At 56.6% G+C, this 14,427-nt stretch carries 12 protein-coding genes; 8 read left to right on the top strand and 4 right to left on the bottom strand.

The annotated features are described in order from the left end of the window. Positions 1–11 precede the first annotated feature (11 nt). Both HNP49_RS13965 and HNP49_RS13960 read left to right on the top strand, forming a co-directional pair. On the top strand, positions 12–1,850 hold the full coding sequence (locus HNP49_RS13965) for an acetylglucosamine transferase (RefSeq protein WP_184684244.1): 1,839 nt from the start codon (positions 12–14) through the stop codon (positions 1,848–1,850). Positions 1,851–1,884: 34 nt separating this feature from the next. Beyond that, complete coding sequence (locus HNP49_RS13960) at positions 1,885–2,724, top strand: hypothetical protein (protein WP_184684243.1); 840 nt, start codon at positions 1,885–1,887, stop codon at positions 2,722–2,724. A 5-nt stretch (positions 2,725–2,729) separates the two neighbouring features. On the opposite strand, the gene HNP49_RS13955 is transcribed toward HNP49_RS13960, so the two are convergent. From HNP49_RS13955 to HNP49_RS13945, 3 genes are all read right to left on the bottom strand, one after another. Next, the gene (locus tag HNP49_RS13955) at positions 2,730–3,986 is read right to left on the bottom strand and encodes a TolC family outer membrane protein (protein ID WP_260407198.1); all 1,257 of its coding nucleotides are present in this window, start codon (positions 3,984–3,986) and stop codon (positions 2,730–2,732) included. 68 nt (positions 3,987–4,054) lie between these two features. After that, positions 4,055–5,392, bottom strand: a complete 1,338-nt coding sequence (locus HNP49_RS13950; RefSeq protein ID WP_260407197.1) for an HlyD family type I secretion periplasmic adaptor subunit — start codon at positions 5,390–5,392, stop codon at positions 4,055–4,057. Positions 5,393–5,398: 6 nt separating this feature from the next. Further along, the gene (locus tag HNP49_RS13945) at positions 5,399–7,123 is read right to left on the bottom strand and encodes a type I secretion system permease/ATPase (protein ID WP_184684239.1); all 1,725 of its coding nucleotides are present in this window, start codon (positions 7,121–7,123) and stop codon (positions 5,399–5,401) included. A gap of 431 nt (positions 7,124–7,554) precedes the next feature. Here HNP49_RS13945 and HNP49_RS13940 point away from each other — a divergent pair, with 431 nt between their 5' ends. From HNP49_RS13940 to HNP49_RS13925, 4 genes are all read left to right on the top strand, one after another. Then, positions 7,555–8,973, top strand: a complete 1,419-nt coding sequence (locus tag HNP49_RS13940) for an integrase (RefSeq protein ID WP_184684237.1) — start codon at positions 7,555–7,557, stop codon at positions 8,971–8,973. 242 nt (positions 8,974–9,215) lie between these two features. After that, a complete protein-coding gene (locus tag HNP49_RS13935) occupies positions 9,216–9,398 on the top strand; it encodes an AlpA family transcriptional regulator (RefSeq protein ID WP_184684235.1) in 183 nt (60 codons plus the stop codon). A 172-nt stretch (positions 9,399–9,570) separates the two neighbouring features. Further along, positions 9,571–9,840 carry an amidohydrolase family protein gene (locus tag HNP49_RS13930; RefSeq protein ID WP_184684233.1) on the top strand — a complete coding sequence of 90 codons (270 nt, stop codon included), beginning with the start codon at positions 9,571–9,573 and terminating at the stop codon, positions 9,838–9,840. 224 nt (positions 9,841–10,064) lie between these two features. Continuing rightward, complete coding sequence (locus HNP49_RS13925) at positions 10,065–11,090, top strand: sensor domain-containing diguanylate cyclase (protein WP_184684232.1); 1,026 nt, start codon at positions 10,065–10,067, stop codon at positions 11,088–11,090. Between the two features lie 84 nt (positions 11,091–11,174). Here HNP49_RS13925 and HNP49_RS13920 read toward each other — a convergent pair whose 3' ends face one another. Next, entirely contained in the window at positions 11,175–12,737 is a 1,563-nt protein-coding gene (locus tag HNP49_RS13920; protein WP_184684231.1) for a sensor domain-containing diguanylate cyclase, read from the bottom strand. 813 nt (positions 12,738–13,550) lie between these two features. Here HNP49_RS13920 and HNP49_RS13915 point away from each other — a divergent pair. Together HNP49_RS13915 and HNP49_RS13910 are read left to right on the top strand one after the other, a co-directional pair. Further along, positions 13,551–13,943, top strand: coding sequence for a hypothetical protein (locus HNP49_RS13915; RefSeq protein ID WP_184684230.1), 393 nt, complete (start codon positions 13,551–13,553; stop codon positions 13,941–13,943). Positions 13,944–13,982: 39 nt separating this feature from the next. Further along, a complete protein-coding gene (locus tag HNP49_RS13910) occupies positions 13,983–14,339 on the top strand; it encodes a hypothetical protein (protein ID WP_184684229.1) in 357 nt (118 codons plus the stop codon). The last annotated feature ends 88 nt before the right edge of the window (positions 14,340–14,427 follow it).

The raw sequence follows: 14,427 nt of genomic DNA, 5'->3' as shown, positions 1-14,427 counted from the left end.
AAGGCGTTTGCATGCCGGAAAGCTCAGTTCTATCTGTAAATCTTGATACCGCTTTTCTCAATGCCCTGCAGTTGTCCGAGCAGGCAAGCCTGGAGCCGATGCAGCTGATTGCGGTGGCAGAGCGGTTGGGCACTGTGCGGCGGCATACGGATGTAGTGCGTTTGTATCAAAGCTGGTTGGCGCATTGTCGCTCGACGGCTGATTACATCGTGCAGTTCAATCTTGGTGTGACGTTATCGCAGCTCGAACAGCTGCCAGCGGCAGAGCAGGCTTACCGGTCGGCTATCCAGAGTAAGCCGGATTTTGTTCAGGCCTGGTTCAATCTCGGCGCCGTGATTGAGCGGCAGGGCCGTGCGGACAATGCGCTGATCATCTGGCAGTCCATGCTTGATCATCCGTTGGTGGGCCCCGAGCTTAATCGGGAGCTGTACCTGATGGTGCTCAACAGCATGGGCCGCCTGATGGAAGAGACCCGCCAACTGAATAGTGCCGAGGCCAAGCTGTTGGCCAGTCTGCAGGCAGACCCGGAGCAGCCGAAGGTCATTCAGCACTGGGTGCACCTGCGCCAAAAGCAGTGTGAGTGGCCCGTATTCACTGAGCTGGAACAGCTTTCGCTGGGTGAGATGCTCAAGGCAACTTCGCCGTTGGCGATGCTGTCGGCGACCGATGATCCCGGCTTGCAGCTGGCCACTGCCCAGCGCTTTGTCAGTGAGAGGGTTAACCAGCGGGTGGCCGAGCTGGCTCCGCGTAGTGGTTACCAGCATGAACGCCTGCGCATTGGCTTTCTATCCTCGGACTTCTGCTTGCACGCGGTCTCATTGCTGACGGTGGAGCTTTTTGAGCTGCTCGATCGCCAGGCATTCGAGGTCTATGGCTTCTGCTGGAGCCGAGAGGATGGTTCGGCACTGCGGGCCAGAGTCAAGTCGGCGATGGACTACTTCATCCCGATTGGCGCGCTGGATGATGCTGAGGCTGCCCAACTGATCCGTCAGCAGGAAATCGATGTGCTGGTCGATTTGCAGGGGCTGACGTCGGGAGCACGGCCGAACATCCTTGCATTCAGGCCGGCACCGGTGCAGGTAACCTACCTGGGGTTCCCCGGGCCGACAGGGTTGCCCTGTGTGGATTATGTGATTGCAGACGAATACCTGATTCCGGATAGCGAAAAACCCTTCTACAGCGAGCGTCCACTGTACTTGCCGGTTTTTCAGTGCAGTGATCGTCAGCGCCCGGTTGCCGCGCTGCCAAGCCGTGCAGAGTGTGGCTTGCCGGAGGATCGCTTTGTTTTCTGCTGTTTCAACAATAACTACAAGTTCAATGAGGAGCAGTTCGACTGCTGGATGCGCATTCTTCAGCAAGTGCCAGGTAGCGTGTTCTGGCTGCTGGCTGACAATCAGTGGTCTCAAGCCAACCTCTGCGCCAGGGCGGAGTCGCTGGGCGTGGCCCGCGAGCGACTGATCTTTGCACCCAGAGTGGCGCCCGAACTCTACCTGGCGCGTTACACGGTAGCCGACCTGTTTCTTGATGCTTACCCTTTCAATGGCGGCACGACCGCCAATGATGCGTTGTGGATGGGGTTGCCGGTGTTGACTCGCTCGGGACGAACCTTCGCTTCGCGCATGGCTGGCAGCCTGCTCACCGCCCTGGATTTACCCGAGCTGATTACCCGCTCCCTGAGCGAATACGAACAGCGTGCTGTCGAGTTGGCTAAGGACAAGCAACAGCTTGGCGGGCTGCGACAGCGCCTGAAACATGGCCGGGAAAACTCCCTGCTGTTTGACATGCCTAGTTTTGTGCGCAGCTTCGAAGCTGGCCTGAGCCGTGCCTATGCACGTCTCAACAAAGCCTGAAATACCTGCTATTGCTGACCAAGGATGCTTGTTGATGTCACTCTGCGCCCCGGACAATCTGCTGTATGCCTGCCTGACCCATGTGCCACTGCAGGTTGACTATCCGCCCTATGTTGCCGCGATTTATATGGGTGATGCCCAGGGGGAGGGGCGGCATAACTTGCGTGACCTGGCGCCGGAGTGGGAGCCCTATCACCCTGTATTGGGTTCCATGGCCGGTGCGTTTGCCCTCAAGAACCTGCTGCAACAGCAGCAGCGTGATGTGCGTTACGTGGGGATCTGCCAGTACCGCAAGTTTCTTAGCCGCGAACGCATTGGGACACCTGCAGAGAATTACCAGGTCATGGATGTGCTCTCCAGCGCGGAGGTCGAGCGCTTTGATCTGGCGGACCTGATGCTGCCGAAGGCCTCTGACTTCCTGATCGGGAAGCCAGGGCAGTTCACCCTTAATGGGGAAAACCACGGCTACCTCTACCAGTACAAGGATGTTCACTACATTGAGGACTTTCTGCGCTTCACCGCTGCCGCCGTGGAGGTAGGGGCTCTGAGCAAACAGGAAGTCATGGCCTTCTTCGACGAGAAGATCTTCTTCCCTGGCGGCATCGAGCTAGGCGTTTTTCCTGTCGACTTCTGGTTGCCACACATCACGGCGGTCGAAGCGGTTGTGCGGCGTTGCGTGCAACTCCACGACACCCGGCGTGACGATATTCAGGCTCGGATCTGGGCGTTCTGTGCCGAACGCCTGGGCAGTTATTACCTGCTGCGCTACTTGCGTGCGCAAGGTGGCGTCGATGGTGATTGGTTAAGTCGTCACACCGGTCAGCTGAATCTGCTGGTGGCTGCGGGTGAGCAGCATTACGTTCCGGGAGTCTGAGGGCGTCAGAACAGGCTCTGCACCTGTTCGAGAATGCCCCGGTGCATCAGCCCCGTACGGGCATGCAGGCTGACATAGCTCTGCAACATCAAGAGTTTGGTGTTGAGCAGGTCGCGCCGCGCGGTGAATAGCACTTGCTGGGCATTGAGAATGTCGATGGTGGAGCGCACGCCCGCCTGGTAGCCCTTTTCCGCCGAGGCCAGGGCTCGCTGGTTCGAGTTGACGGCAGTTTGCAGGGCTTTGCATTTCTCGAAGCCGCTGACCACGCCCAGATAGTCGCGTTCGATATCCTCAACCAGCTGCTGTGCTTCATTGTCCAGTTGAGCGGTTGCACTGGAGAGGGCGTAGGCGGACTTGCGGACCGACGCATTGACGCCGCCACCGGCAAAAAGCGGCACGTCCACGGCCACTCCCAGGTAGTAGGAAGATTGCCGGCGATAGTCGTCACTGAGGTTGTCTTGCTGGCTCTTGTTGTATTCGCTGACCAGCGATAGCGAGGGGTAGTGCCCCGCACGTTGCCCCTGCAGTTCCGCTTCGGCCAGTTCGACTGAGGCACGGCGAGCATCCAGACGCGGTGCAGCCAGGCGGGCCTGGCGTTGCCAGTACTGCAGGTCCTGTTCGGCTTGCAGTGGCGCATGGGGGGGCAGGCTATCCTGCATCGGTTCAATTTCGTTGACCGCCTGGCCGGTGCGTCCGGAAAGGCTGCGCAGGGCAGCGCGGATACGCGCCAGGTACTCGATCTCCTGAGCCTTGACCAGATCGAGGCGGGCCTGCGCTTCGTCGATATCGGTAATGGTGCCATCGCCCGCTTCGTAGAGTCTCTGCGTCTGCTTGGCTAGGCCCTCGATGGCAGTGCGTTGCTGACTGGCCAGTTTCAACTCGTTGCTTTGGCGGGCGACTTCGAAGTAGGCCTCGATCACGCGATTGAACAGCTCCTGAGTGGCATCGTTGTACAGCGCAGAACCTACCTTACCGCGAGCCTTGCTCTGGTCGTAATAGGCCAGCTTGCCCTTGTCATAGAGCATTTGCCGGGCGGTGAGGCTGAGGTTGCCACTGGCATAACGATCATCGGCACTATTGCTGTCGACGTCCTGACCGCTCAGTTGCCGGGTATCACCATAACGGCCGCTTGCCGACAGCTGTGGCAGCAGGCCGGCCCGGCCTATGGCTTCTTCCTGCTGCGAAGCCTGGTAGTCGAAAGTGGCACCCTGGAAGGCCGGGTCGTTGTGCAGGGAACTGTCATAGGCGTCCAGCAGTGACATGGGGTGTTCTGTCGCGAATGCCAGTGAGGGGGCAAGAAGCATCCAAAGTGTCAGCAGTCTGGCCATGCTCATTCCTCGGTCATCGCTCCACGCAGGCGGGAAAGCAGCGGTTTTAGCAGGAAGTTCATGAAGGTGCGCTCGCCCGTTTGCACCATGACTTCGGCCTGCATGCCCGGTTTCACATCCAGACCATGATGCAGCAACTCGTTGACCGCCTCGGTGCCAACGCTGACCTCGACGGAGAAGTACGGCATCTTGGTCTGCTCATCGAGCAATTGGTCGCCGGAAACGGTCAGCACTTCGCCTCGCACCACGGGCAAGGTGGCGCTGGTCAGCGACGAGAAACGCAGGTCGACCGGTAGCCCTGGCTTGAGCCGGTCGGCAACCATGGGTTCGAACTTGGCCTTGATGATCCAGGTTGAACCCCCAGGGACGATGTCCATCAACCGGTGCCCGGCGGAAATCACTCCGCCGATGGTGTGGACGGTCAGGCCAATGACTTGGCCATCCACGGAGGCGCGAATGGCCGCATTGCTCAATTCGAACTCCAGCGCCTTGATTCGCTCGGCCAGGCTGTCCGCCTCGGCCGATACGCTGGTCAACTGCGATTCGGCTTCGGCACGGAAGGCCTGCCGCAATTGCAGTTCCTGCAGCTTGCTTTCATTGATCGCCTGGCGCGTCTTGCCGATATCGGCGATGCCGGCGGTCAGTTGGGCGCTGAGTTGTGCCGAGTTGCGCTCGGCTTCAAACAGGCGATTGCGCGGCACGTAACCTTCGGCGGCGAGGGCGCGTAGCCCTTCCAGCTCCTTGCGCTGGTAATCCAGCTGGGTTTCCAGATGAGCCTTGATCTGTTGGTAAGAGGTCAGTTGCTCCTTCAGCGATTCGGTGCTGCTATGGGCAATCTGCAGGCGGCTTTCCAGTTCCGCGCGGCGGGTTTCAAACAGGTTGTTCTGCAGCTCCATATCACTCTTGGCGCGTGGGTCCTGCTGCCGTTTGAGCAACTCCTCCGGCCAATGGATGCTCTGCAGCCCCAAGCGCTCGGCACTCAGGCGCGCCTCGACGCTGCGGCTGCTCAGCCATTGGCTCATGGCAACATCCAGCTGTGCCTGGGCTTGCACGGTATTGAGTTGGACCAGCAACTGCTCGCGGCGAACCGACTCGCCCTCACGTACGAGGATTTGTTGAATCGAACCGCCGGTCAGCGATTGCACCGTCTTGCGTTCGCCGGCGACGGTCACCGTACCATTGCCGGCTACGCCTTGAGCCAGGGGGGCCAGGCTGGCCCACAGCAGGAAACCGCCCAAGCCGATGGCAATGATCCACAAGCCCTGTCTGGCGGTGGCAGCAGCATCGCGAACTGCGGGTGGCAGAGGCGGCTCGGAAGGGGTGGCCATCATGTTGGTCATGGCTGGTTAACTCGTTTGGGCCGACGGGGCCGCAGTGACGGTGGGCTGGCTCGGTGGCAGTAGTGCCTTGAGAACCGCATCGCGTGGCCCGAACAACTTCTGCGTGCCCTCCTGCAGAACCAGAAGCTTGTCGACCACGGCCAGAACACTAGGTCGATGCGTGACCAGGATCACCGTCGAGCCAGCCTGGCGCAAAGTGCCGATGGCACTGACCAACGCTGCCTCACCGGCGTCGTCGAGGTTCGAGTTGGGCTCGTCGAGGAGGATCAGTGGTGGTTGCCCGTAGAGTGCCCTGGCCAAGCCGATGCGTTGCTTCTGACCGCCTGAAAGGCCCATGCCAGAAGGACCGAGCGGCGTGTCGTAGCCATGCGGGAAGCGCAGGATCATTTGATGGATGCCTGCCAGTGTGGCGGCCTCGATGACCTTGACGGAATCGACATCGGCAAAGCGGGCAATATTTTCGGCCACGCTACCGGCGAACAGTTCGATATCTTGCGGAAGGTAGCCTAGGTGCGGCCCCAGTGCCTCACGATCCCACTGGCTGATTTCTGCGCCATCCAGGCGTACCGAGCCGTGACTGGGTAGCCAGACGCCGGCAATGGCCCGCGCCAGGGTTGATTTTCCTGAGGCGCTGGGGCCAATGATGGCCAGTACCTCACCCTTGTCCAGAGCCAGATCGATACCGTTGACCGCCGGACGTTGTGCGCCGGGCGGTGTCACGACCAGGCGCTCGATGCGCAACGCACCGGTTGGCGCAGGCAGTGGCATTCGCGCCGCCTGTTTGGGGAACTCTTCAAGTAACTGGCAGAGTCTCTGGTAGCTGGCTTTGGCCGCATCCAGCTGTTTCCAGGAACTGATGGCCTGCTCTGCCGGAAGCATGGCTTTGCCGATCAGAAAGCCGGCGGCCATCATGACGCCACCGGTAATCTGGCCTTCAAGAATCAGCAGCATTGCCACTGCCATCGCCAGTGATTGCCAGGCGGTGCGCACCAGACGCGTCAGTGTGGAGATGGCGGCGCCTTTGTCGCTGGCCTCCGACTGAGCCTTGATCAGGCGCTGTTGCAGTGTCGCCCAGCGCTTTTGCAGGTTCCCCAGCATCCCCATCGCCTGGATGACTTCGGCGTTCTGCAGGGTGCTGTTGACATACTTACCGGACATTACCGATATCTGATTGGCCTCAGCCAGGCCTTGCCGAGTGGCGTTCTCGTTCCAGATCGCCAGACCAAAAAGGATAAGGGCTCCGAGCAGGGTAAAGAGACCGAGCCAGGGGTGAAGCAAGCCGGTGACAATCAGGAAGATTGGCATCCAGGGCAAATCGAGCAGGGCGATGAGCGCCGAGCCGGTGACAAACTGACGAAGTGCTGTCAGGTCGCTGAGAACCTGCGCCGGGTTGGCATTGTGCTCTTTCAGGCTTTTCTGAAAGGCGACGCCAAAGATACGTTCGCCAAGATCAAGGTCTATGCCAGCGCTCATCTTGATCATCACCTGGCCGCGCACCCACTCGATCAGGGAGCTCAGCAGGAACAGGCCCAGGGCCATGATGCTTAGTAGCAGCAGCGTCATTTCATTGCGACTGCTCATCACCCGGTCGAACACCTGCATCATGTAGATGGAGGGAACGATGGCCAACAGGTTGATCACGCCGCTGAACAGGGCAATGACCCAGAACAGCTTGCGGTAGCGCAGCAGGGCGGCATCGATGTCGCGGGCGGGGTCAAGGCGTAAGCGCATGGACTTCTGGGTATCTCTCGGCTGAGGGTCGCTGTTCTTGAATTGCCGTTATTGGATGCGAACCATGGGCAAGTGTAAGCCTTTCACGGCGTCTGCATAGACTGGCGCGCTAGACCGGGCTTCTAGAGGGGATATCGGCAGTGTACAAGTCATCTTGACCGACCTGCTGCCGATAGGGGAAGGGTGGTGGGCCCACACGGACTCGAACCGTGGACCAAAGGATTATGAGGCAGTAAAAAGCGCGTTTCTGATCGTTTCCCGCCGTCTCCCGAAAAAAGCCAATTTAGCGCGTTATCCTGAAATCAAGGGGTTAGGTGTTTCCCCTTGGCTCCGGGTGTGGCCGATCATGCCCTTAGAAACGGTACGCAAAACGGTACGCAAAAATGGCAGGGGCATCGGGTAAGGCAAGCAGTAGGAAATTTGTGACAGATGTGGAGCTGAAGGCGCTTAGGCCTCGTCAGACTGCCACCGATTCGCTACCAGGCCGTGGTAGCGGATCAATTTTGTTTGAGTGCCGTGCCTCAGGTGTCATCGAGGCCTACTACCGCCGCCGAGGTAAAGATGGGCAGAAGGTTAAGGTAGGTGTCTTCAAGAAAGCACCGAAGAGTCCTGGTCTCTCTCTTACTGAGATTCGCGAGCAAGCTGTCCGTTTCGCAAAGATTGCCGCAGAACATGGTGACATCAAAGCCTATCAAGCCAAGTGTGATGCTGAGGAAGAGGCACGGCAGGCCGAGCGCCAACGCCAACTTCATGAGCAGCAGCGTCTCGCTGAAATCGAAGCCTCAAAAGGCACTCTGTCAGAGCTCTTTCGGGATTACATCGAAGATCGCAGGCGCAACGGTGTTTCAGACCAGCAATTAGCTGAGTTTGAGCGCGTACTGCGTAACGATTTGGAGGGTGAAAAAGTGGTTTCTGTGGCCGACGACGGCCAGGTGCAGAAACTCAATGTCATGGCCATGAAAGCTAAAGATGTCAGGCCTGAGCATGTGAATCTGCTGCTGAAACCAATCTGGGATCGAGGTGCAGGGCGTCAGACGGGTAAGGTTCGTTCGTTTCTCGTGGCTGCTTTCAATTTTGGCGTGAAAGCTGAGCATCATATCGACCGAAGCAGTAATAAAAGCTACGGACTTCAGATGAATCCTGCTGATCCAGTGACTGTCCCGAACACATCAAAGCCTGGCGAGCGCGCTCTGACTGATAAGGAGCTGAAGCATTTTTGGCAGACCATCACGCAGGTTGGAGCGGTAGTAGGGCCGATCATGGCTCGTGCTTTTCACTTTGCTTTTGCTACTGCAGGCCAGCGACCTCTCCAGTTCATTCGTGAGCCTTGGTCCAGCTACAACCTTGAAGACAAGTACGTGAAAGTCATCGATTGCAAAGGGCGAGGCGGTAAAAAGCGTCTTCACTTTGTTCCCTTAAGCGCGAGAGCACTGCAGGTGCTGGAGCAGGTTCGTGTCTTACAGCCGAAAGAATCTGAATACCCATGGAGCATTAATGGGAAAACGCCGATTCATCCGTCCAGCTTGTCTCATGCGGTGAGCGAGTGGTTTGCGACTGAACATGCCAAGCTGGATGGCCAGCCCGTGCCGAAATTTACTCCGCGTGATATCCGGCGTACCTGCACACAGTTCATGCAGCGCCACGGCATCAAAGATTTCGATAGCGACGCGTTGCAGTCGCACGGACAAACAGGTGTTGTCGAGATGCACTATCGCAATAACCCCGAAGCGAAATTGCCACAGGTGCGCCCGACGATGGCTGCTTTTGATGCTGCGCTGAGTCGTCTGCTCGATAGTCCTGATGAGGACGAACATCAGGCTGAACAGCTGGATTTGTTCGAGATTGGATAATTTTCTGTAAAGTCAAGTATTTTGTTGCGTGACTTCAATGCCTGTGAAAATATACAGGTATTGGGGTTATGCGGAGCCCCAAGGTTTGCCGCTGTGTCGTTGTCTGCTTGATGCACTGCGGAAATGGAAAAGCAGAACCAATGCCTCGAAGGCACGATCCGTCTGAGTAGTTCACATGAGGAAAACATCACTACAGCTGCGTCTACATCAACCTGCTAGCACCTCGATTTTGGAGGTGTCCTATGTCTGAGATGGTTCTATTGGATTTCAATGCCGTTAGCAGGAAAGTCGGCCTGAGTCGCAAGACCATCTACTGCCGTATCCGGGAAGGTGACTTCCCTAGGCAGGTGAAGATAGGTCGAGCAAGTCGCTGGCTTCAGCATGAGGTTGATGACTGGATAGCCAGCGCAGCTGCAGCGAGATAGCAAAAATGCCGGTCAATGACCGGCATTTTTTTGTCTGCATGGAACGTAGGATTTTCAGTTGCCTAGAAACGCTGCAAGCCCAGTGAAATCGGGCGTAGCTTAGGGAAAGTACAGTTAGCTGAAAGTAGCGTGGTTACTGGTGTTGAGCGTAGTTTGGTGGAAGGTGAACTCCTTGTCGCCCTTGGGCATCCTGCAAAATGCGCTGAGTCTGGGGCCTCGCAGTCTGCCGAGTCTGGAGGCGGCGGTAAGGGCCTATACCCTTGATGCGGCCTATACCCTGCGCCAGGAGCAGGACACCGGCTCGCTGGAGCCGGGCAAGCAGGCCGATCTGGTGGTATTGGACCGTGACATCTTCAAACTGCCGGTCAACCAGATCGGAAAGACCAAGGTTCTTTGGACTTTGCTTGGCGGCGAGGAGGTATATCGCAGTGAGGACTTCTAAGGTCTATGTTAACGAGATGCAAACGTGCGCTTCTGACCGGCGGAGGGCTTACGCGGACGGCATCTCCCGGCCAATTACAGTGTATGAACTCCGCCTGGTGCATTTGCCCGGCATCTAGCCGCCATCCAATCTACCGCTCGTCAAGAGTTCGCCACCCAAAGGCCCGTGAAGGCATACCGCCACTATACTGACACCAACGTATAGCCCGTAAGGCATGGTGTTGTATGCCTCGTGAGTCAGATTTGGCGCTCCCAAGCCGCGAGCAGTTGATATCAATAATCCGCATCCAGACGGAAATTGCCAGGCAAGGCCTCGATCTCGCCCAGGTAATGTCGGTCGTGGTAGAGCGCGCGCTCGAGCTGATCAACGCAGAGGGAGCAGTTATTGAGCTGGCTGAGAATGAGGAGATGGTCTATCGAGCCGTCTCAGGTATCGCTGCCGGCCAGTTGGGGCTCCGATTGAAGCTTGCAAGCAGCCTATCTGGGCGCTGCGTACTGAGTGGAGAGATCCTGCGGTGCATTGATACCGAAACCGACGAACGTGTTGACCGCGCAGCCTGCAGACGAATGCACATTCGCTCAATGCTGGTAGTACCTCTGCAGCACGAAGGTACTACCGTGGGTGTTTTGAAGGTCATGTCGAAAGCTGTTTCGGCCTTTAATAATGCTGATGAAGCGGTCTTGGGCCTACTAGCAGAAGTCCTTGGCGCTGACATGTTCATGGCAGCCAGATATGCAGCCCAGGATCTGTATCACCGAGCTACCCATGACGAAATGACAGGTATTGCTAACCGTGCTCTGTTCTTTGATCGGATAAGAAGTGACCTCTCTCGTGCGGCACGCGATGGATCAGAGTTCGGGCTTTTGATCATCGACATGGATGGACTCAAATCCATTAATGACAACTATGGCCATCGCGCAGGCGATGCTGCCATTTGCGAAGTAGCGCGCCGCGCAAGTCAGGCCCTCAGAAAGTCAGACACCATTGCTCGCTTGGGTGGCGATGAGTTTGGTGTCATCTTGCAGCCAACCAATGGCATGTCGTATTTGGCTGAAGGCATCGAGCGCCTTCGAGAGGTTATATCCGCGCCCTTTGAGTTTGAGTCAAATTGGCTGCGGTTGGGTGCCAGTATTGGAGCAGCCATCGCACTCAAAGACGGGCAAAGCCTTGAGGCTCTTATGGAGCACGCAGACCAAGCGATGTACCAGGACAAACGAGAACGTAAACGCTTGGAAAATATGGATCGTTAGCATTGCCAGTACCTGCCTTACATCATTGGCGATTAACGATGCGAATGCGGATTCGGAGTGGCACTTATCTAGCCACGTGGCCCATTAAGTAGACATGTTGGCAGCAGAAATGACGCAGTTTCTTCCACTGCATTTTGCTTGGTAGAGGGCTGCGTCGGACTGCTTGAGTACTGGCTCTACCGATAAGTCGCCTGCCGGCATGTAGGCTACACCGATCGAAATAGTAACTATTTGACCAGACGGACTGGGTTGAGACGCCATATTGAGCCGAAGGCGCTCTGCAATCTTGTGGGCAGCAGTTAGTGCTAGATCGGGAAGTAGTACGACGAACTCTTCACCTCCACTACGGCACAGGACATCATCTGATCGGAAGCATGCTTGCATCTGCTCAGCCAAAAACTTCAGAACACTGTCGCCTACGTCATGTCCATACAGGTCATTCACTTCCTTGAAGTGATCAATGTCCAAAGTGATAACCGAAAACCCTTTACCGGCACTAAGCAATGTATCCAAGGCTAAACGGAGGCCGCGACGATTGTTCAGTCCAGTGAGTGGATCTGTAAGACTGTCACGGTTCAATTTCCCCATGCGCTGCTGAAGCAGACTTAGCCCCTGAATAATGGCGGATTTGAGATGGTCAGCCTCGAAATACCAGGTCTTGATAGCACGTAATCGTTCTACTGCCTCGGGCTCTTCCCATGCTTGTACGTTCTGAGCAAGCCTTTTGAGAGGATGTGAAATCCAATGCGATAGCCACCAGATGCCAAGTAGCGTAAGCACTGAGAGAGGTATCGTTTGCAACAAGGTATCAAGCATCAACTGGTCCAGCACTGCAAGAGTCGAGGCTGTTGGTGTTTGCGCCACAATGCCCCAACCTGTGGACTTCATGATGGCGTAGCCCGTCAGCATGTCCACACCTTTAAGGTTGACCAGCCTCTGGGCTCCCTCTCTGCCATTGATCAACTCTTGCACAGCTAGATTGGCAATCACTGTCTCGCCAATACGTGAGGCTTCGGGGTGGTAAATCAACTGCCCGCGCTTGTCCACGACGTAAGCGTAAGAGCCGTCATTCCTATAGTCCTCGTCCAGAAGCGCTTTTAGGATATTCCGCTCCTGAAGGTAGATCGCGGCACCGACGTAGCCCTGATACTCACCGTCCGGCCTGAAAATCGGCTGCGACATCACAATCAGCAGGTGCTTGGTACTACCAAGGTATGGGTCTGTAATGACCGGCGCTCTCTTGCTGAGAATAGCTCGGGCACCTTCGGTTTCGAGCTTTACTCCGACCAGGCCAAGTCCTTCGGGCGATGTGGCGAGAACTCGCCCGTCACTGCTTACGATGAATACAGAGTTAAAGTCATTCGATTGCAGTCGCAGCCTATCCACCTCCTCCCGCAAGCGCTCGGACTGGAGCGTCCGATGAGAGAGTTTCTGGGCACTGAAAGCTAGATGTGTCTGCGCTGAGTGAATGAAATTGTCAGTATTGAGCGCTTGCTTGGCGGCATACACTCGATTGGCGACCAGCGCTTGGCTCATAAGCAAGTCACGCTGTGTCAGGTAGCTGGCATAAAGCCCATTAACGAAGGTCACTACCCCCGTCGACAGGGCCAGCAGGAGGATCAATCGGCGCAAATCGATTTTTGCCATGGTGACGTCTCAAGCTAGACAACTACAGTCTGCGATGTCGCACGGCAGCATTTCGAGCGTAATCCGCTTCGAAGGGCTGATGTTAGAAGGCCATACTTCCCTTTCAGGCTAGCCCATACAGATGCTGTGGTTGCTTTTTCGAGCAGAACCACCAAAGTAGTCATGCATAGCTGGATAATGTGCGTGTATGGTTAGCGGGCGGTACCGTAATCCGTCCGGTCGCTGCGTGAAAACGTGCAAAAGATACAGATATTAGGCGATAGCAGCGTGTGACAGAGTGATAAGCAAGTCCAAGAAGTAACGGCTGATGATCGCTCTGCGATGCGTATGGAGGCAGCATTCGCTACTATAGGCTGCATGAACCTGACAGATGCTGTTATAGCTCTGCTGTTGGCCTGCCGGATCCATGGCACAGACGAGGCCATTAGAGCCACTGCTAAACGATGTGCGAAGCTGCTGCCACGTGGAAAGCGCGAGTTAATGTATAAAATTGTGGACTCCCGAAGTCCGCACGCGTTCGTTATTTTTATTGCCCAAAGTCTTGATTTTCCTACCTAGCTCCCTCGATGGCTAACTGCTGCGCCAAACGATCTGCCATAGCCCGCCACGTCAATCCCCCCCCAAAAAAAGGCCAGCATCTGTTTGACCTAGCCCACGGTTGCGAGGTCTTTGTGGTGGCACTCATCTATCAGCTACCTACAGGCTGAAAAAGTCCGGCAAGGTCGTGACGGACATCTCCCCCGATTTGAGTAGCGCCCAGCTTTAGAGTCCAACTTCTGCGTCGAGCGCGAGATTATCGATGCCACGCCTTTGGTGCAGATCAAGAGGGTGGCCAAGGAAACGCCGCGCGAACGCAGTCTCAATCGGCACGAGCTGGTGTGGTTCCTGCACCAGTTGGCCGGTGCCTCGCTGACAACCAATACCCGGTTTGCCCTGTTGCTGAGTTTGATGCTGGCCCAGCGCTCGGGGCGCATCGTGGAAATGCGCTGGGTCGACTTTGATCTCGAAGACCAGATCTGGGATCGCAGTGGCAAGTTCGAGAAGAACGACAATCCGATTGCCATCCCGCTGTCCGAGGACGTGCTGAGCATTCTGAATTACCTGCGTGAACGGCAAATTCAGAAAGTGATGGCGGCGGCCCCTGCGCGTTCGGCTGACAGCAAAACGTTGTCCAGTCCTGGGCAGTATGTGTTTCCTGGGCGGTAGCCTGCTAAGCCGCAGACGCAGCCTTCGCTCAATCGCGCGATGCGCCGCTTCTACGATGAATACGTGAAGGATTCGGATCGCGTCGAAGAGGAGAGCCTGCTGCGCGTTGCTGATGGTTATCCGCGTCCTACTGTGCATGACTTACGTCGCACGGCGACCACGCACATGTCCAAGCATGGCTTGGGCAAAGAAGTGCGCAGTCGCATCCTTAACCACAAGGACTTGTCGGTAGATGCGATCTATGACCGTTACGCCTACTTTGAGGAAAAGGCGGAGGCTCTCCAAGGGTGGCACGCCTATCTGAAACGGTTGCTGCAGAAGGAGTTTGGTGATGTGGACTGGGTCGAGTTCTACGGGCGAAGGATGGAATTGGTCACTTGCACTGAGCAGGATTAGTAAGTACAGCAGGCGTGAGGTCGCAACTTGATCGTGCTTGTTTAGGAACAACAGATCTTGGCGTGCTCAGTATGGCGAATGATGGAAG

The organism is Pseudomonas fluvialis (assembly GCF_014207935.1).
GTDB classification, from domain to species: domain Bacteria; phylum Pseudomonadota; class Gammaproteobacteria; order Pseudomonadales; family Pseudomonadaceae; genus Aquipseudomonas; species Aquipseudomonas fluvialis_A.
The sequence above is the reverse complement of the archived record's forward strand: the minus strand, read 5'-3'. Positions and strand labels throughout refer to the sequence as shown.